We start from the raw sequence: 18,780 nt of genomic DNA on the forward strand, positions 1-18,780 counted from the left end.
CTTCACAAGCTGGACGGTTTCGCCTGCGATACCTTGCGAGGCACCGTCATCGAACCGGGACACCGAGGCGTGGCGCAGCGAAAGACGGCACTGCGCAGCGCGCCTCACGGTGCAGGTCGATTTTCACCTGACCTTTTCAAAGTCGGGCAGTCCCCAGGACTTGTCGAAGAACGGCTCGGTTGGTCCATAAAACCGGAAGTAAGCAAACCAGCCTTCGCCAGGGTTGGTCTGGACCCAGTTGGCTTCCTTGCCTTCAGGTGCCTTGGGGCCGAAATAGACATCGATTGAACCGTCACTGTTCGCAACGATATCCTCCTTGCGCGAGGATATGTCCGGTCTGCCCTGTTCGGTCACCACCATCTGGCGGGTACCTTCGGCATAGGCGGTCACCGACCAGAAACCTTCTGCCGGCGGATCGGCCGGGACGTGCAGGCGATAGATGGTCCCTCCCGTCAGCCAATCGCCGTCCTTGTCCTTGTAAGCCGCGATGTAACGCTGGCCGACACCGGGCGTCTCCGACAACATGGCTTTCGAGATAGCGACGGCTTCGTAGAACCAGGCGGCACGTTCGTCGAGCTGGTCATAGCCCGGCTTCCTCTGGTCGGTCGAAACCACCAGGGCGTGCTTCCAGTGCGTGCCCTCCCAGAAGGGCGGCTCGACGCGCTTGTCGGAGGTATTTGCCTTGGCCATGGCTTCGCCAACGACCGCCGCGTCCTCCAGAATCTTCTTCTGCCGGGCGTCAGGCTTGAACGGCTTGCCCTTCTCGATTCCGAGGAATCGGAGCTGTGCCAGGACAAATCGATCCCTCTCCTCGACCGGTTCGAGTTGCACAACGTCGTTGAGGCTTTCCCAATAGGGCAAGCCGTGCGGCGGCATCTGACTCCACTCGACTTCGCCCTCGGCGCGCACCGGCATCACCTCGCCCGTGCCCTCGGGGGACCAAGTATAGGTCTTGATTCCGGGAATGAGCTCGGCAATCGCCTTCTCACGGTCGGGTGCGAGAAGCCGAACCCCCATGAACACCACGCGACCAGGCGACTGGACGACGAAATAGCCATCAGGAGCTGTCCCTTCATATCCCGGTGGCAGGATCAGGAACTTTCCGCCCTTGCCCTGGTCTGGGCCGACCGCGCCGAGATCGGCAAGCACACGCTGCCAGACGTCCATCACCATGCCAGCCATAAGACCGGGTGGAAGCTCGAGGACGATCGGTCCGGTTTTCTCAAGATCGGCAATTCCGACGATATACGGAGTGGTGTAGTTTGGCGTCAGAATACCGAGCTTCTCCTTGAAGCTGAGGAACGACAGCATCTGGCCGTTCTTCGCCTTGAAAACATCCGCCTGAGCCTTTTGCCATTCATTGATGCCGACTGCCGGTAGGCCCCAGATGTAGGCCTGGGAGGCTCGCTGGAAGTCCATCTCGTCATAGAGCTTCTGGACTGTCTCGTCTGAGGGATAACCACTCTCGAACGTCAGGTTGCCGATGCGGGTGTCGATCGACTCCTCCGCACTCGCAGGGCATGCCCCAATCGCGATCAGCATGGCGGTGAATGAAACTGTCGATAGTGCAATGCGATTCATCATGACACCCTCCCTGTCGCCGCGGCTGTGCGACACTGAATCGATCATGCGTTCCGGGCTTCTTGCCTGTTTGCCTTTGCCCTATGAGGAATAATCCAACGGCTTCTACTTTTCGGCTATGCGGATCGTGCCAAAGTGCATCAAAGGAACATATCCTCGCCGCGTGATCGGTTTCGCTTGCGCGTCTCGTGCGGGTACTCCCCGAACAGCGCCCGATACCAGCTCGCAAGTCGTCCTAGTTCGCCGATGCCGCAGCTCCGGGCCAGCGCCGAAATGGTCTGATCCGCTTCCCGCGTGGACAGAATTTGTTGGCGAATCCGATTGAGGCGCACGATCCGCACATAAGACTGCGGAGTGGCATTCAGGACTTCCCCGAACGCGCGGAACAATGTTCGACGCGACGTTCCAGCCACAGTGGCAAGCGCATCCATTGAAATGCGGGAGGATAGATTGCGCTGGATGTAATCCCGTGACTGTTCGACGATCGCTGCGTGGCATTTAGTTTGCGGTTTTTTCACCGCCGCTGTCTGCCGGGTCACGCTTTCAAGCAGGTGTTTCGCAATCGCCGCAACAGCCATGCTGGAGCAGGTCTCCCCGGTGTGAATCCGGAGCAATTGGTCCTCTACCCAGGCGATCCAGTCGTTCGAGAGGGCCCGCCTTAGCAGGCCGCCGACGCCAGTGTGGATGCATTTGACGTCGCATTGCTGCTCAAACCTCTTCGCGGAAAGGGTAAGTGCAAGATAGATATCTCCGGGGCCATAGTGGGCATTGAGGCAGAATCCGGATGTGATGGCCGCAATATCGCCCGGGCGTGAATGTTCCAGTGCAAGCAACGTTCTTGGCCCCGTCCTCACGTTGGCGACAAGGATCACCGTCCCATCCAATTGATTGCCCGAGACTGCGATATTGCCTTGGACAAGTCCGGAACTCAGGAAAAACCCGTTTCCAGCGGCAAACGCGAGACTAGCGCCTCTGAGCGGGCCTCTGAGAAGAGCAGCATCGAGACTTGCACCAAGCACAGCGTTCCGAAATTGCTCGATTTGGTGAACTTCGAACCTCTGCCAGGCTCCAACTGAAACGCCTGTGAGTGCTGCTGACGAATCCACGCCCATCCGACGGCGTTCCCGCGATACAATTACGCCGATGCCAATCGTCTTCGCGATCAGCGACCTGGATCGCCAAAGTCGCACGGCTCCGACAGAACCCCGGCATTCCGAAATGATAGGGAGGCTGTTGACGACCAGCTATGCGCTTTTTGCCATTCAGTGCAGGGAAGCTGGAGATTGCGCGCTTTTGGTGCGGTTGGCTCGCGACAGTGTCTCGCTGGGCCGTTCCCCAAACAATCCGCGATACCATCCTGCCAGGCGGCCCAACTCGCTGATACCCCATTGGTTTGCGATAACGGTGATTGTGCAGGCTAGCTCCGTATCGCTGGCCAGGTTCTCGCGAATCCGATGCAAGCGCAGCCGACGAACATATGTCTGTGGGCTATCGTCCAAGATGTCTGCGAAGGCGCGATAGAGTGTTCGACGGGATGTGCCGGCGGCGGAGGCGATCGCGTCGAGGGCGATAGGCTCGACCAGATGTTCGTGGATATAGGCACGCGCCTTCTGGACGATCCGGGCATGCATGTTCCGGCTCACCCGGCGATCGTGATCTATCGGAAAGCGGGAGAGATGTTCGATGAACACTGACAGCAACTCGGCGACAACGCCCGTACCGCTGTCCTCACCAGAATGGATACGTTCGAATCTTTCGGCCAGGCGCTCAGTGGAACTTGCCGCAAGCTTCCGGGAATGCAAGCGGGTGCCTCCCAATGTTTTCCGATCCAGAACGAGATCGTATTTTGCGGCCTCAGCCTCCAACCGCTCCGCGGAAAGCGCAACGACCGCATACAAAGAACCAGGGCCATAAACGGAATCGTGTTCGTCTGCTTCATTGAAAATGGCAACGTTTCGAGTTTCCGCTTCACTCAACCATTGCCAGCATCCGGGAGCCAACCTGAGCCCGAGTCCGATCGTGATGCCATCGCAGGACAACGGGCCTTGAAGGCTGACCCTGCCGCCCACATAGCCACTCGTGCAACCAACGCCGTCTTCTTCTGCGAATGCGAGGCTGCCGAACAGCGGATGAGCAGACAGTTGTATCGTCCTAAGGTGCGCGTCGCGAACGGCATCGCTTAGGTCCTCGATCCGCTCGATCCGCAATCGACGGAAGGGTGGCGGAGCAATCTTTGGATCGACAGATGTCATGGCAGCCCCCGTGACATCTACACGTTAGGGTAGGCGCTCGTAGCCGTATTCTAGCAAGAAAATTCCGTCGACGCACATGAGTCCGAATGCCCGAACGGTATGTCCGCTCCTGGCGCAACTATGCCTCCAGGGCGGTAAGCAGCAACGTCTGCTTGCAGGAATCCGCTAATCTGATCTTCACGGCCGAGATGGGGCGCTAAGCGGACGTTCGCGATGGCGTGCCTGAGGGGCCACTAAGGGGCAGCATCAGCGTCGGCTTCCGCCAAAGGTCTTGGATCTGCGGCGCGGGTTTCCGGGTGACGTTGCCCCCCTGAAGCGCCCTCGGTTTGAATTGGACTCCGTCGGAAGGAGACGGAGATGAAGAAGAGCCGCTTCGCGCTGTCTCGGGCTCGCCGAGCGTCGCTGAGGGATACCAGCGGGTACGGCCCGATCGCCAGTAGCTTTTGTTTGCCCTCAAATCGATACGCGAGCCGCCAGAGCTTGCTGCCCGAAGGCTGTATCCAGAGCTGCAACCCTCCGCCATCAAACAGCTTTCTGAGGGTTTTGCCAAGCTTGGCATTTCTGCATGCAATATCGGCAAGGGGCATCGTTGGCGTCCTCTTGGGGTGATACCAACAGCCCCAACATGCGATACCAACAATTTTATCGGATGCCCATGTGCCGAACCGGTCTACGTTCGACAGCTCGAAAGTGCGATCTTATTGAGATATTTGATATTTTTGGATGTCTCTGGACCGCATCGGACCAGGAAATGGTGCCCAGGGGCGGAATCGAACCACCGACACTGCGATTTTCAGTCGCATGCTCTACCAACTGAGCTACCTGGGCGCCGCCGGCGCGGGCAAAAGCCGTCCGGAGCGGGCCGCCTTATAGAGTCTCCTCCGGCGCATGTCCATATGGTCGGCTAGCGAAAAAGCCGCCTTCCCCAGTTCGTCCCGCGCCCGGCAGACGCCGTCCAAGGGCTTCCCGGTACCTTGGGTCGGCACTCGCTCCAACCCGCATTCTTTACGAGTCCCGGCCCTAGCGCTCGCGCGGCGGGGCGGGGGTCAGGGTCGGTTCCTCGCCGTCCTCGTCGTCGTCCTCGGTCACGGGAATGGCGTAGGCGCCGGTGAGCCAGCGGTTGAGGTCGACGTCCGCGCAGCGCGCGGAGCAGAAGGGGCGGTACTTCTCCGCCTCGGCCTTGCCGCAGATCGGGCAGGCGGAGGCGGTGGGGCGGCCGGGGTGCCGGTCGCCGGGCGTGTCAGCGCTCATGGTCCTTCTCCCTGGCCGGGCAGGCTCATCCGGCCGTGGCCCAGGCGTGATGGATGGGAAACCGCTCGCCGGCGAGCAGAGCCACCGTCTCGGCGAGCGGCAGGCCCACCACATTGGTGTAGGAGCCGACCAGCTTGATCACGAAGCTGCCGGCCAGCCCCTGAATGGCATAGCCCCCCGCCTTGCCGTGCCATTCGCGCGAGGCGATGTAGAACTCCATATCCTCGCGCGACAGCCGCTTGAAGCGCAGCCGCGTCTCCACGAGGCGCGTGCGCACGCCGCCCCGGGGCGTCATCAGCGCCACGCCGGTATAGACCCGGTGCGCGCGCCCCGAGAGCAGGCGCAGGCAGTCGGCCGCCTCGTCGGAAAGCTCGGGCTTGGGCAGGATGCGCCGGCCCACCCCGACCACCGTGTCGGCGGCGAGCAGATAGGCCTCGTCATACTGGTCGCCGGCCTTGCGGCGGGCGTCGGCCGCCATCAGCTTCTCGCGCGCGAGGCGCAGGGCGAGGCGGCGCGGCAGCTCGCCCCGCTCGGGCGTCTCGTCGATATCGGCCGGCAGAAGGGCATCGGGTTCGAGACCGGCCTGGGCCAGCAGCGCCAGCCGGCGCGGCGAGCCCGAGGCCAGCACCAATTGGGGGCGGGCGCTCACGCGAAAACTCCTTTTCCCGCCGGAACGTCCGGCGGGCCATGTCGCAAGGACCGGCAAGCTAGAGAATTTTCCGATCCGGTGAAATCACCCCGGGCGCAGAAATCCGCGCCGGAGGTCGCTTTGCGCCCAAGGGGATGCGTCGGGGACGCGTCGGGGACGCACGGAAGAAGGTTCTTTCCTCAGCGCGGGCGGAAACGCGCGCGGATTCGCTGCTCCAGCTCGTCGCGCACGGCGCGGTAGGCGTCCATGCGCTGCTCGCGATTGCCGCCGGCCAGCGTCGGGTCCGGGGTCGGCCAGTACTCGACATCGATCGCGTTGGTGCGGGTCAGCTCCAGCGCGCGGTGGTGGGCGTCGGGCGAGAGGGTGACGACGAGGTCGAAGCCGAGCCCCTCATTCTCCTCCAACTCCTCCAGCGTCTGCGGCCGGTGGCGGCCGAGGTCGAGGCCGATCTCGTCGATGGCGGCGCGCACAAACGGGTCGTTCTCGCCCTTCATCACCCCGGCCGAGCCGACATAAAGCGAGCGGCCGAACAGATGATGGGCCAGCACCGCCGCCATGGGGGAGCGCACCACGTTCTGCCCGCACATGAACAGCACGGATTGCGGGCGCTCGCGCCGGGGCCGGGCCAGCGGGCCGGGAAGCACGTCGGAAGCGGAGGGAACGGCCACGCTCAGCCCTTCCAGTGCAGCGCGCAGACCAGCGTGAACAGCCGCCGGGCGGTGCCGAAATCGATGTCGACCTTGTCCTTCAGCCGCTCGCGCAGCAGCTCCGAGGCCTCGTTGTGAAGCCCGCGCCGGCCCATGTCGATGGCCTCGATCTGCGAGGGGGTGGCGGTGCGGATGGCGGCATAATAGCTCTCGCAGACGAGGAAATAATCCTTCACCACGCGGCGCAGCGGGCTCAGCGAGAGATGGTGCTGCACCACGGGCGCGCCGTCCTCGCGGGTGATGTCCAGCATCAGCCGCCCCTCGGCCAGCGCGATGGTGAGGTGATAGGGGCCGGGCATGGGGTCGCCCTGCGGGGAGAAGCTGTTCTCCTCGATCAGGTCGTAGATGGCGACTGCCCGCTCATGCTCGACGTCGCGATTGGCGCGGCCGATCGAATCGGCGTCCAGCGTCACGGCGGAGAGGCGGCGGCTGTCCGGGAAGGGGTCGGCCTCGCGCCCGGCCTCGCGCGGCGCGTCGCCTGTCTTCCCTGCTGCCTTGGCGCGGCCGTCGTCGCCGTCGGGGGTGTCGCAGCTCTCCCGGCGGGACGCGCGGTCGGTGTCCTCGCCCTGCGCCATTGCCTCGCCTCAGAGGTTGAGCCGGATCGCGACCGAGCGCGCATGGGCGCCGAGCCCTTCCGCCTCGCCGATGGCGATCGCCGCCGGCCCCAGCGCGCGCAGCTGCTCGGGCCCGCATTTCAGGATCGAGGTCCGCTTCATGAAGTCGAGCACGCCGAGGCCGGAAGAGAAGCGGGCCGAGCGCGCGGTCGGCAGCACGTGATTGGAGCCGCCGACATAGTCGCCGATCGCCTCCGGCGTGTGGCCGCCGAGGAAGATCGCCCCGGCATGGCGGATATGCCCGACCAGCGCCTCCGGGTCGGCCGCCATGATCTCGAGATGCTCGGGCGCGATGCGGTTGGCCAGCGCCGGCGCCTCGTCGAGGCCGGCGAGCCGGATCACGGCGCCGAAATCGGCCCAGCTCGCCGCCGCGATGTCGCGGCGCGGCAGGGTGGCGAGCTGGCGCTCGACGGCGGCGATCACGGCCTCGGCCAGCGCGTCGTCGTCGGTCATCAGGATCGACTGGGCGGCGGTGTCGTGCTCGGCCTGCGCCAGCAGGTCGGCGGCGATCCAGTCCGGGTTCTGCGCGCCGTCGGCGATCACCAGCACCTCGGAGGGGCCGGCCACCATGTCGATGCCGACCGTGCCGAAGACGTGGCGCTTGGCGGCGGCGACATAGGCATTGCCGGGGCCGACGATCTTCGCCACCGGCGCGATGGTCGCGGTGCCGTAGGCGAGCGCCGCCACCGCCTGCGCCCCGCCGACGCGGTAGACCTCGTCGACGCCGGCGAGCCGGGCGGCGGCGAGCACCAGCGGGTTGAGCTGCCCGTCCGGCGCAGGCACCACCATGGCGAGGCGTCCGACGCCGGCGACCTTGGCCGGCACCGCGTTCATCAGCACGGAGGAGGGGTAGGCGGCTGTGCCGCCCGGCACGTAGAGCCCGACCGCGTCGACCGCGGTCCAGCGATGGCCGAGCTCGACGCCGATCGGGTCGACATAGCGCCCGCTTTCGGGAAGCTGGCGCGCATGGTGGGAGCGGATGCGCTCATGGGCGAGCTTCAGCGCGTCGAGCGTCGCGGGATCGCACGCCGCGAGCGCCGAATCGATCTCGGCCTCGCCGATGCGGATGCCGAGCGCCTCGAGGTCGACCCGGTCGAACCTGCGTGAGAGTTCCACCAGCGCCGCGTCGCCGCGCGTGCGCACCTCCTCGATGATGTGCGCCACCGCCTGCGCGACGTCGGCGGAGACTTCCCGCTTGGTGCCGAGGAAGGCAGTGAAGCGGGCGTCGAAATCGGGAGAGCGTGTGTCGAGGCGAAGCGGCATCATCATGTCCTGCGGCAGGCGGGGCGTCGGTCCGTCCTATCGCAACCGGGCCGCCCGAACACAAGTGCGCCGTCCCGCGCCGGTCTTGGCGGCCGGGATGTCGCGCCGGCCGGGCGAGCCGTCAATCGGCCTCGTGGCACGGCGTGCCCTTGGCGTCCCAGGCCGGTCCCAGATCCTCCATGCCCGCCTCCATGCACTCGACGTCGAGCTGCAGCTCGGCGCCTCCGGAGAACAGGAAGGTGACGGTGCCGGAGGGCGCGTCGGTCTCGGCGAAATGCAGCGCGAGCAGGTTCAGCACGCCCTGCCGGTTCCTGAGGTCGATGCCCCGCACCCGCGCGCCGAGCACGCGGTCGAAGTGCAGCCCCGCGCGGCGGCGCACGCAGGGGCCGGCCGCGGCGGCCGCGACGCCGGGGGCGGTGTCGAGATCGGCCATCGCCTCGGCCTGGATCGCCTTTTCCCAGTCGAAGCGGTTGGCGAGCATGACGAAGCGATGCTCCTTCGGCAGGTAGGTCATGTCGGCGACCGACACCACCGCATCCTGAAGATGGACCGAGAGGACCGCCAGATCCTCGCCGTCGAGCGCAATGAGTTTGAGACCCGCCATTTTTCAACTCCGCATCGCCACCAGCCGGAAATGGCCACGAACCCGCATTGGCCACGAGCCGGAAATGGCGATCTGAGTGTGACACGGCAAGGGGTTAGGTAGAAGCACGCATGATCGACCCGCGCATGCCAGATGCGCGGGCGCGCGCCCTTGCGGCGGGCGGCACGCCGCCCGTGCGGAGCGGTCTGCCGTTCGAGGTGGTCAGCCGGCGATGCGCTCGATCTCGGCGCCGCAGGCGGAGAGCTTTTCCTCCAGCCGCTCGAAGCCGCGGTCGAGGTGGTAGACGCGGTGGATCATGCTCTCGCCCTCGGCAGCGAGGGCGCCGATCACCAGCGACACCGAGGCGCGCAGGTCGGTCGCCATCACCGGCGCGCCCGTCAGCTTCTCCACGCCCTCGATGGTCGCCTTCTCGCCGTCGAGATGGATGCGCGCGCCGAAGCGTGCGAGCTCCTGCACATGCATGAAGCGGTTCTCGAAGATGGTCTCGGTGATGTGCGAGGTGCCGCCCGCGCGCGTCGTCAGCGCCATAAGCTGGGCCTGCAGGTCTGTCGGGAAGCCGGGGAAGGGCGCGGTGGTGACGTCGACGGGGAAGATGCCGGCGCCGTTGCGCTTCACCTTAAGCCCCTCGTTGGAGACCGTGATCTCGGCGCCCGCCTGGCGCAGCGTGTCGAGCGCGGAATCGAGCAGGTCCGCCCGCGCACCCGCCAGCATGACGTCGCCGCCGGTCATCGCCACCGCCATCGCATAGGTGCCGGTCTCGATGCGGTCGGGCAGCACGGAATGGCGCGCGCCCCTGAGGCGCGGCACGCCGACGATGCGGATGGTGGCGGAGCCCTGTCCCTCGATGCGCCCGCCCATGGCGTTGATGCAGTCGGCGACGTCGACGATCTCCGGCTCGCGCGCGGCGTTCTCGATGATGGTCTCGCCGTCGGCGAGGCTCGCGGCCATGAGCGCGGTGTGGGTTGCGCCGACCGAGACCTTCGGGAACACGATGCGCGCGCCCTTCAGGCCCTTCGGGGCGCGGGCGAGCACATAGCCGCCGTCGATCTCGATCTCGGCGCCGAGCGCGCGCAGCGCGTCGAGATGGAAGTCGACCGGGCGCGTGCCGATGGCGCAGCCGCCGGGCAGAGACACCTTCGCCTCGCCCATGCGCGCCACCAGCGGGCCGATGACCCAGAAGCTGGCGCGCATCTTCGAGACCAGATCGTAGGGCGCGGTGGTGTCGACGATCACCCGGGCGTCGATCTCCATGGTCTGGCCGGCATAGGCGTCGTCGCCGCGGCGCTTGCCGTTGACCGTGATGTCGATGCCGTGATTGCCGAGGATGCGCTGGAGCAGGGCGACGTCGGCGAGGCGCGGCACGTTCTCCAGCACCAGCTTCTCGTCGGTGAGCAGGCCCGCGATCATCAGCGGGAGGGCAGCGTTCTTGGCGCCGGAGATCGGGATCGACCCGTTGAGCGGATTGCCGCCGATGATGCGGATGCGGTCCATGAGGTTCGAAACTCCTTGCCCAGTGTCGCCCGGCGGCCCTCGGCGCGCAGCGCCTTGCCGGGTTCGGCCATGCCCTGAGTATCGGGCCGATTCGTGGCGCCGGGCAGGATGCCGATCCCAAGGGTTAGCGCGACTGGGCCGGCGACACAACGAGCAGGCGAGACGTGCCGGGCGAACGGCGCCGGACCGGGCGGTGCCGGGTTGCCGCGGAGCGGCGGTCCGTGCCGGGCAGAACTACTCCGACCCGGTCCGCGTCGGGTTCGCCTTCACCGGCTCACCCACCGCCGCTTCGCCGGCGTCCGCTCCGGAACCGGCCGTCGCGTCGCCCGTATCCCGTGCGGGGGCGTCGTCCTTGCGGCCACGCGCTTGCGCCTTGCGCCGCTTCAGGTTCTCGCGCAGGGCGGCCGCGAGGCGTTCGGCCCGCTGCTGTTGATCCTCTCCGCTCATGGGCTCCATCCTGCTGGCGTGCCGTCGACGCTGCGCCTCCCGCGGCGCTGGCCCGACCCGTCCTGCCATAGGGCGGAATGCGGCCGCACGGAAGGGGCGCCGGTGGGGCCGGGGGAAGCGGCGGTGCATGAAGGGCAAGGTCGAGCTTGCGCGCGCGGGCATGCTGTGGCAAACGTCGCCGCGCTCCGGCGGGCACGGCCCCCGACGCGCCGGCGCTGCGGTAGCTCAGTGGTAGAGCACTCCCTTGGTAAGGGAGAGGTCGAGAGTTCAATCCTCTCTCGCAGCACCAGCATTCTCAACGGTTTTTTGCCGCCAAAGGAAGTTCCCTCAGGTTCAGATGAACGTGGGGCGAACATGCCGAAGACTAAATGCGCCCGCTTCGTCGGATTCCGAGGTGATGAGCAGCTGTGGGCCGCCCGCCTGTTCGGTCGGCCCGATCTGATCCATCGAAAATGGGACCAAATCGCCCCGCGCAATGCCGATCTCCGGTATGCGCAGAGTTATGTCGTTGCTCGCCATGGGTTTCATGGCCGGAAGGTCTGACCTCCATCCCTGACCTGAAGAGTTCGTTGAGCTGAGGCATCCTGCGGCCCGAAAATTCGGCGCCATGCATCTCGATCTACGAAATAGCTTTCCGTTTCTTCAGATCAGCTCGACACACATCCAGTATGTGCTGGGAAAAGGAGGCATCGTCCCTGCATGCTCTGGAGAGAATCATCGCCCCAACCAGGCTTGAATAGAACGCAATAGCTTCGTCCTCTCTATCCTCGCCGAGGTGGAGGGTTTCGCCCAGGCGCTCAGCGGCATGGCGAACGCCCCGGGCCAGCGCTTCGCGGACGATAGGCGTCCCGCGCGCCGCTTCCGAGCCCAGTGCGGCTACGACGCAGCCTTGTTCGGGATGGTCGCGATGGAATGCCCCGACATAGGCGTCGATGACGGCATCGGCCGGCGATTCCGCTCCCTTGGCGGCCGCGTCGAGATAGTCCGATGTTTCGTCCAAGGCGCGTTCGAAGATCGCGGCGACGAGTTCGTCCTTGGAAGCGAAGTGCGCATAGAAGCCACCATGCGTGAGGCCCGCCTCTTTCATCAGGGCCGGCACGCTGACGCCGTCGATCCCATCGCGCCGAAACAGCTCGCTCGCCTTCTGCAGGATGCGTTCGCGCGTTTCAGCCTTGTGTGCCTTGCTGAGGGGCATATCGCCCTCCTTTGTCATGGTCGCCCCAGACCCCGATGCGACCACCTATGGATCGCTATCAACGGCCGGATATCGCTGCCGTTTTCGGCGTGGTGAGCGAGGCGCCACTGCGAAGTGTCCCCGGGAGCGCTCCGCCCAGCCCGGAGCGTGTGGGAGGGGGCGGGAACCGGGCCTGCACATCCGCCGAACTGTTTGCATGATATTTATCATATAAAAGAAGATGGTCAACGTGTGGCCATCTCACGGTGCCGCTTTGGCGCTCGTGACGACCTGTGCCGAGGAGGCGACCTTGCGCCGTGCCGTTGACCGCTGCGCACCCTGATCAGGACGGCTCTTCCGTCGCGCAGAACGAGCGTGGACGTTTTGCCGTCTCCGGCCACGCGGATGGCGGGGCACAGCGGCCGACCGATACGGCGTAGAGCACAAAGGCTACGATCTGCCGGGGCGTCGTGTCGGGCGCGGCCTGCCCGAGCAGGCCCGGATAGGTGAAAGCCAGCATCGCTGCCCGGACGCACCCGACGCTCACCGCGACATCGCGTACGGCAAAGTCGCCCGAGACCGCCCCGCTCTCGAGGGTCAGCCGGAGCAGGCGGTCGATCTGGTTTGTGTGCTCGGCGCAGGCCTTCCACGATTCGCCCATGCCGGCCTCGATCAGCTCCCGCATGTGATCGTCGGTGCCAAGAACGGTCGCGGTCGTCTCGACCCAGGCCAGCAGAAGCGCACGCAGCCGGTCCGGTGGCGCAAGGTCTGCGCGCGCGACAACGCCGTGCAGCGTCTCCACGATCCCGCCGAGTACCCGCTCGGCCACGGCGTCGCCAAGGACGGCCTTCGAGCTGAAGAACCGGAAGACATTGGATGGGCTCATCCCGAGCTCGGCCGCAATATCCGCTACCGCCGTCCGGCGAAAACCGACGCGTCGGCACCAGCGCTCCGCCACTGAAACGATTGCGGCGCGGGTGTCTGTCGTTCCCGCCTTGTAGCGGGCCGGAGCGGTCGCGGACGCGAGCGTTTGCAGACTCATCCCTGCCTCCTGATTGCCGCGACGGCTCCTCGCTGCTTGCGAGGGCGGCGGACCAATGACGACTGATAAAAAATGACAACCATCATTTTAACGGTTGCGGGGTCGTGACCTGTCGTTTTATATGATGATCATAATATTTCTACAACCCACTCCTCTGGAGGGTCCCATGGTCGCCTTTCAACGCTTCGCCTTCGCCGCGACAGCGCTCGCGGCTCTCGCCATCAGCGGCTGCAAGCCGGAAGCCCAGGCCGATCCGCGACAGGCGCCCCGTATAGTCCAGACCACGACGGTCGAGGCCGCCCGACCGGTCGAGCGCGCCTTTACCGGGGTCGTTGCCGCCCGGGTCGAGAGCAATCTGGGCTTTCGCGTAGCGGGCAAGGTGACGGAACGGCTGGTCGATACCGGCCAGACCGTGACCGCCGGCCAGCCGCTGATGCGCATCGACCGCACCGATCTCGATCTCGAGATCGCGGCCAAGGAACGTGCGGTCGCGGCCGCCGACGCGGTCCGTACGCAGGCGGCCGCCGACGAGGTCCGCTATCGCGAGCTGCGCGAGAACGGCTGGGCGACGCAGCAGCGCTACGAACAGTCCAAGGCCGCGCTGGATACGGCCAATGCCAATCTGGAAGCCGCCAAGGCGGAAGCCCAGGTGGCACGTAACCAGAGCTCCTACTCGCAGCTCCTCGCCGACGAGGACGGTGTGATCGTCGACACGCTGGCCGAGCCCGGCCAGGTGGTGGCGGCGGGCCAGACCGTGGTGCGCCTGGCCCATCGCGGCGCGCGCGAAGCGTCGGTCAATCTTCCCGAGTCGGTGCGGCCCGAGATCGGCTCGCCGGCGCAGGCGACGCTCTATGGCAATCGCCTCACGGGGCGCGCTACGCTGCGGCAGCTCTCCGATGCCGCCGATCCGCACACGCGCACCTATGAGGCGCGCTATGTGCTGGAGGGCGACGCCGCAAAGGCTCCGCTGGGCGCCACCATCACGATCAGCATTCCCCTCGGCAACGCAGCGCCGCTGTCCTCCATCCCCATCGCGGCGCTGAACGACGAGGGATCGGGGTTCTTCGTCTGGGTCGTGCTCGACGGTGATCGGCTGGAACGCCGTCCCGTCAGCGTCGGCAGGCTGGGCGCCGAGCGCGTCACGCTGTCGGGCGGGGTCGTGCCGGGCGAGACCATCGTCGCTACCGGTGGCCACTATCTCCATGCCGACCAGGAGATCCGGATCGCCGAGCAGAAGGCGGCCATGCAATGAACCGCTTCAACCTCTCGACCCTCGCCGTGCGCCAGGGCAGCGTCACACTGTTCCTCATCATCGCCATCGTGGTTGCCGGCCTCGTCGCCTATCTCAAGCTCGGCCGCGCGGAAGACCCGGCCTTCACCGTCAAGGCGATGACGGTGACCGCGGCCTGGCCGGGTGCCACGGCCCAGGAGATGCAGGACCTCGTCGCCGATCCGATCGAGAAGCGACTGCAGGAGCTCGACTATTACGACCGCGTCGAAACGGTCGCCCGTCCCGGCCTCGCATTGATCACGCTGTTCCTGCTCGATTCCACCCCGCCGGCAGAGGTCCCGGACCAGTTCTACCAGGCCCGCAAGAAGCTCGAGCTCGGCGATCTCAGGAGCAAGCTGCCGCAGGGCACCATCGGCCCCTTCGTGAATGACGAGTATTCCGACGTCGTGTTCGCGGTCTATGCGCTGAAGGGTGCCGGCCTGCCGCCGCGCCAGCTGGTCCGGCACGCCGAGACCGTGCGCCAGCGGCTGCTGCATGTGCCCGGCGTCAAGAAGGTCGACATTCTTGGCGAGCGGCCCGAGCGCATATTCGTGAACTTCTCCTATGCGAAGCTCGCCACTCTCGGGGTCAGCCCCGACGACGTCTTCGCCGCCCTGCAGCGGCAGAACGCGGTGGCGCCGGCGGGTTCGGTGGAGACCGCCGGTCCCGAGGTGTTCCTGCGTCTCGACGGTGCGCTGGACGACCTGAAGAAGATCCGCGACACGCCGATCGTCTCCAACGGCCATGTGCTCAAGCTCTCCGACATCGCCACGGTCGAGCGCGGCTATGAAGACCCGCCGAGCTTCCTTATCCGCAATGACGGGCAGGAGGCGCTGATCATCAATGTCGTGATGAAGGACCACTGGAACGGCCTCGATCTCGGCAAGGCGCTGGCGCAGGCCGAGACGACGCTGGGCGACGACTTGCCGGCCGGCGTCACCATCTCCAAGGTGACCGATCAGGCGATCAACATCGAGGAGGCGATCGGCGAATTCACGCTGAAGTTCTTCGTCGCCCTCGGCGTGGTGATGATCGTCTCGCTGCTCAGCCTCGGCTGGCGCGTCGGTATCGTCGTCGCCGCCGCCGTGCCGCTCACACTTGCCGCCGTGCTGGTCATCATGATGGTGACGGGCCGCATGCTGGACCGCATCACGCTCGGCGCGCTCATCCTCTCGCTCGGTCTGCTGGTCGACGATGCCATCATCGCCATCGAGATCATGGTGGTGAAGCTGGAAGAGGGATGGGGCCGCGTGGAGGCGGCCTCCTATGCCTGGTCGCACACCGCCGCGCCGATGCTGGCGGGCACGGTCATCACCATCATCGGCTTCCTGCCGGTTGGCTTCGCGCGCTCCTCCGCAGGCGAATATGCCGGCAACATCTTCTGGATCACCGGCTTCTCGCTGCTCACCTCCTGGCTGGTCGCCGTCTATTTCACCCCCTATCTCGGGGTGAAACTGCTGCCGGAGATCCGGAAGATCGAAGGCGGCGCCTATGAGCACATCTACAACACCCCGAACTACAACCGCTTCCGTCGGCTGGTGGCCTGGTCGATCCGGCGCAAGTTCTTCGTGGCCGCGGCCGTCTTCACTGTCTTCGTGACGGCGGTGGTCGGCATGGGCAGCCTGAAGCAGCAGTTCTTTCCTACCTCCGACCGCCGCGAGGTCTTCGTCGAGGTGCAGATGCCGGAAGGCACCGGCATCAACGCCACCGAAGCCGTCGCCCGCCACGTCGAGGACTGGCTGCGCCAGCAGCCCGAAGCCAAGGTGGTGACGACCTATATCGGCGCCGGCGCCCCGCGCTTCTGGCTCGCCTACAACCCCGAGCTTCCCGACCCGTCCTTCGCCAAGATCATCGCCCTTACCGACAGCCAGGAGGCACGCGATGTTCTGAAGCTGCGCACGCGCCAGGCGGTGGCGGACGGTCTCGCGCCCGAGGCCCGCATCCGCGTGACGCAGCTCACCTTCGGCCCGTATTCGCATTTCCCGGTCGTCTTCCGGGTGATGGGGCCGGATGCCAACACGCTGCGCGGAATCGCCGACAAGGTGGAGAAGGTGCTGCGGGCCGATCCCAATGCCCGCATGGTCAACCGGGACTGGAGCGAGCAGGTGCCCACAGCTCATTTCGTGCTCGACCAGGACCGGCTGCAGGCGATCGGCCTGACCTCGATCGATGCCGCCGAACAGCTTCAGGTGCTGCTGCGCGGCGTGACCATCACCCAGGTCCGGGAGGACATTCGCGCCGTCGATCTGGTGGTGCGCAGCGACCTCGGCGAGAAGCCCGATCTCAGCCGGCTGGACGATCTGACCCTCGTCAACCATGACGGGCAGCCGATCCCGCTCAGCCAGATCGGCCATGTCGAGGTGCGCCCCGAGGACCCGGTGCTGCGTCGGCGCAACCGCATCCCCACCATCAGCGTGCAGGCCGACTACAATGAGCAGCTCCAGCCGCCGCAGGTCACCGCCGAGGTGTGGAAAGCGCTCCAGCCCGTCATCGCGGAACTCCCGCCCGGCTACCGGATCGAGATCGGCGGCAATGCCGAGGAATCGAAGAAGGCGAACGATGCGCTCGCGCCCATCTTCCCGATAATGATCGGCCTCACCCTGCTGGTGATCATCCTGCAGGTGCGTTCCTTCTCCGCGATGTTCATGGTGTTCCTCACCGCGCCGCTCGGGCTGGTGGGCGTCGTGCCGATGCTGCTGATCTTCCAGGTCCCGTTCGGCTTCAACGGCATACTCGGGCTGATCGGCCTGTCCGGCATCCTGATGCGCAACACGCTGATTCTCATCGACCAGATCCACGTGAACCAGGAGAACGGCTTCGCTCCGTTCGAGGCCGTGGTGGAGGCGACCGTGCAACGCGCCCGGCCCGTCATATTGACGGCCCTTGCAGCGGTGCTTGCCTTCGCACCGCTGACGGCATCCGTGTTCTGGGGCTCGCTCGCCTACACGCTCATCGGCGGCACGGCGGCCGGAACCGTCCTCATCCTCGTCTTCCTGCCGGCGCTCTACACCATCTGGTATCGGATCCGGCCGGAAGGCGAGGCCACGACGACGGGCCTTCACGCCCCAGGCAGGCAAGTCGCCAGTCACTGAGAGGCCAGCCTACAATTCGATAACGCGGCGTCGGGAGCCAATGCCTGCTTCCGACGCCGTAAACATGAGAAAGCGATCGGTTCCCTCAGCCCGACCTCAAGGTTCTCTGAAGCCCGTCACGCTGACGCGGCGCCGACGTTGCTGTTTTGTTTGCCTATTCCAGGATCGACGGGAAGGTTGGCTCCAAAGAAACCTTGTCGAAACAAATTGAAACAGCAGCGCGTGCAGAGGTCGGGTTAAGATTACTGCGTCTGATGAGTGCGCAACCCTCGTCGGACTTGGCTGAGGCGCTGGTCTACGACTTCACCCGTCAATCGGCGCCTCAGCCGCTTAGATAGCCATGCCGGTCGCATGACCGGTGCTCCGTTCTCCTCCCCGCTCCGGAAGTGTGCTCGAGGGTCAATGAGGCATTCCCCGTGACTGGGGGGGGGGGCGAAGCCGCGTGGTTCGCGGCCGGCGCAGCTCGGTCGGCTCTCGTGAGATCCAGCGTCCCAGCGTCCCAGTACGCGTCGGGGTTCGATGTCAGTTGTATCCGTTCGATTCGAAGCCGATGTGGCAACAAATAAGAAAAATAATCAGGCGCTTGGCGAATCATCTGGGATCATCAATATAAAATATTTCGCATGACAAAGTAAAAAATTATCGGATAACCGAATATTGTCGAATTTGCGGCGCGTATATTAAAGAATAATAACATATATACACATATAGACTTAGTAAGAAACAATAGAAATCTAGACATAACCACTCGGTCGCCGTACTTATGTTTCGTCAGTGTGGTGGGGCTGGCCGGCCAGTGATCGGCGAGAGTGGCCTGCTCGTCGAGGAAAATAAGTAATTACCGTATACGCCGTGCATGTATTGGCGGGTTTTAAGTAAAAAAGGAATAGTAAAAATAGATAAGTAACGACGGCGATGAGTGGGTAATTATGTGTTGAGTGACATGAAATCTTCGCGGTATGTGGCCATGAACGGTGGTTGGTTCGGTAAGACGATTTCGTTTCTGGCCATTGTTCTTCTCTTTGTCGTCGGCAATGTTGCTGTGTCGTGGTCGGCGGCCGGAGGGGCGGCCGCATCCGTTGTCGTCGAGGGCAACCAGCGTGTGGATGCGGACACGATCTGCTCCTATTTCGCGACCGATCCCGGGCAGTCGCTGACGCCGGCGAAGATCGACGAGGCGCTGAAGTCGCTCTACGCGACGGGGCTGTTCTCGGACGTCACCATCAGCCATCGCGGCGGCCGGCTCGTCGTCTCCGTCAAGGAGAACGAGGTCATCAACCGCGTCGCCTTCGAGGGCAACAAGAAGCTCAAGGACGAGCAGCTCGCCAGCGAGGTGCAGTCGA

General features: G+C 65.1%; 17 protein-coding genes, 2 tRNA genes and 1 pseudogene. 4 read left to right on the top strand and 16 right to left on the bottom strand.

All coding sequences use genetic code 11. From position 1 onward, the window contains the following. Window positions 1-123: 123 nt before the first annotated feature. The 13 genes and pseudogenes from NVS89_RS22060 to NVS89_RS22120 form a co-directional block, all read right to left on the bottom strand. Window positions 124-1,581, bottom strand: a complete 1,458-nt coding sequence (locus NVS89_RS22060) for a DUF1254 domain-containing protein (protein WP_309486581.1) — start codon at window positions 1,579-1,581, stop codon at window positions 124-126. A gap of 140 nt (window positions 1,582-1,721) precedes the next feature. Beyond that, the gene (locus NVS89_RS22065) at window positions 1,722-2,693 is read right to left on the bottom strand and encodes a helix-turn-helix domain-containing protein (RefSeq protein ID WP_258734934.1); all 972 of its coding nucleotides are present in this window, start codon (window positions 2,691-2,693) and stop codon (window positions 1,722-1,724) included. Window positions 2,694-2,843: 150 nt separating this feature from the next. Beyond that, on the bottom strand, window positions 2,844-3,833 hold the full coding sequence (locus tag NVS89_RS22070; protein WP_258734935.1) for a helix-turn-helix domain-containing protein: 990 nt from the start codon (window positions 3,831-3,833) through the stop codon (window positions 2,844-2,846). Window positions 3,834-4,198: 365 nt separating this feature from the next. Then, window positions 4,199-4,420, bottom strand: a pseudogene (locus NVS89_RS22075) (Arm DNA-binding domain-containing protein); the annotation flags it as partial. 165 nt (window positions 4,421-4,585) lie between these two features. After that, window positions 4,586-4,661: transfer RNA gene (locus tag NVS89_RS22080), tRNA-Phe, on the bottom strand. Window positions 4,662-4,853: 192 nt separating this feature from the next. Further along, on the bottom strand, window positions 4,854-5,084 hold the full coding sequence (yacG, locus tag NVS89_RS22085; RefSeq protein WP_258734936.1) for a DNA gyrase inhibitor YacG: 231 nt from the start codon (window positions 5,082-5,084) through the stop codon (window positions 4,854-4,856). Between the two features lie 25 nt (window positions 5,085-5,109). After that, window positions 5,110-5,733 (bottom strand): Maf-like protein, encoded by a 624-nt coding sequence (locus tag NVS89_RS22090; RefSeq protein ID WP_258734937.1) that lies wholly within the window; start codon window positions 5,731-5,733, stop codon window positions 5,110-5,112. 179 nt (window positions 5,734-5,912) lie between these two features. Beyond that, entirely contained in the window at window positions 5,913-6,320 is a 408-nt protein-coding gene (locus NVS89_RS22095; RefSeq protein ID WP_258734955.1) for an arsenate-mycothiol transferase ArsC, read from the bottom strand. An 83-nt stretch (window positions 6,321-6,403) separates the two neighbouring features. After that, entirely contained in the window at window positions 6,404-6,853 is a 450-nt protein-coding gene (locus NVS89_RS22100; protein ID WP_374114626.1) for a UPF0262 family protein, read from the bottom strand. 171 nt (window positions 6,854-7,024) lie between these two features. Further along, complete coding sequence (gene hisD, locus NVS89_RS22105; RefSeq protein ID WP_258734939.1) at window positions 7,025-8,317, bottom strand: histidinol dehydrogenase; 1,293 nt, start codon at window positions 8,315-8,317, stop codon at window positions 7,025-7,027. A gap of 121 nt (window positions 8,318-8,438) precedes the next feature. Then, complete coding sequence (locus NVS89_RS22110) at window positions 8,439-8,921, bottom strand: DUF2948 family protein (protein WP_258734940.1); 483 nt, start codon at window positions 8,919-8,921, stop codon at window positions 8,439-8,441. Window positions 8,922-9,122: 201 nt separating this feature from the next. Next, window positions 9,123-10,412 carry a UDP-N-acetylglucosamine 1-carboxyvinyltransferase gene (gene murA / locus NVS89_RS22115; protein WP_258734941.1) on the bottom strand — a complete coding sequence of 430 codons (1,290 nt, stop codon included), beginning with the start codon at window positions 10,410-10,412 and terminating at the stop codon, window positions 9,123-9,125. Window positions 10,413-10,646: 234 nt separating this feature from the next. Beyond that, entirely contained in the window at window positions 10,647-10,859 is a 213-nt protein-coding gene (locus NVS89_RS22120; RefSeq protein ID WP_258734942.1) for a hypothetical protein, read from the bottom strand. Window positions 10,860-11,073: 214 nt separating this feature from the next. Here NVS89_RS22120 and NVS89_RS22125 point away from each other — a divergent pair. After that, window positions 11,074-11,148, top strand: a tRNA-Thr gene (locus tag NVS89_RS22125). Between the two features lie 44 nt (window positions 11,149-11,192). On the opposite strand, the gene NVS89_RS22130 is transcribed toward NVS89_RS22125, so the two are convergent. The 3 genes from NVS89_RS22130 to NVS89_RS22140 form a co-directional block, all read right to left on the bottom strand. Continuing rightward, window positions 11,193-11,378: a hypothetical protein gene (locus NVS89_RS22130; protein WP_258734943.1), complete on the bottom strand. Its 186-nt coding sequence runs from the start codon at window positions 11,376-11,378 to the stop codon at window positions 11,193-11,195. A gap of 100 nt (window positions 11,379-11,478) precedes the next feature. Then, complete coding sequence (locus NVS89_RS22135) at window positions 11,479-12,054, bottom strand: TetR/AcrR family transcriptional regulator (protein WP_258734944.1); 576 nt, start codon at window positions 12,052-12,054, stop codon at window positions 11,479-11,481. 322 nt (window positions 12,055-12,376) lie between these two features. Next, window positions 12,377-13,075, bottom strand: coding sequence for a TetR/AcrR family transcriptional regulator (locus NVS89_RS22140; RefSeq protein WP_258734945.1), 699 nt, complete (start codon window positions 13,073-13,075; stop codon window positions 12,377-12,379). Window positions 13,076-13,241: 166 nt separating this feature from the next. Between NVS89_RS22140 and NVS89_RS22145 the strand changes: the two genes are divergently transcribed. From NVS89_RS22145 to NVS89_RS22970, 3 genes are all read left to right on the top strand, one after another. Further along, entirely contained in the window at window positions 13,242-14,327 is a 1,086-nt protein-coding gene (locus NVS89_RS22145; protein ID WP_258734946.1) for an efflux RND transporter periplasmic adaptor subunit, read from the top strand. Further along, window positions 14,324-17,437, top strand: a complete 3,114-nt coding sequence (locus NVS89_RS22150) for an efflux RND transporter permease subunit (RefSeq protein WP_258734947.1) — start codon at window positions 14,324-14,326, stop codon at window positions 17,435-17,437. The genes NVS89_RS22145 and NVS89_RS22150 overlap by 4 nt, the downstream gene beginning before the upstream one ends. 1,102 nt (window positions 17,438-18,539) lie before the next feature. Then, on the top strand, window positions 18,540-18,780 hold a 241-nt coding region (locus NVS89_RS22970), incomplete at its 3' end, for a hypothetical protein (protein ID WP_309486580.1).

The organism is Ancylobacter mangrovi (genome assembly GCF_024752355.1).
Taxonomy (GTDB): domain Bacteria; phylum Pseudomonadota; class Alphaproteobacteria; order Rhizobiales; family Xanthobacteraceae; genus Ancylobacter; species Ancylobacter mangrovi.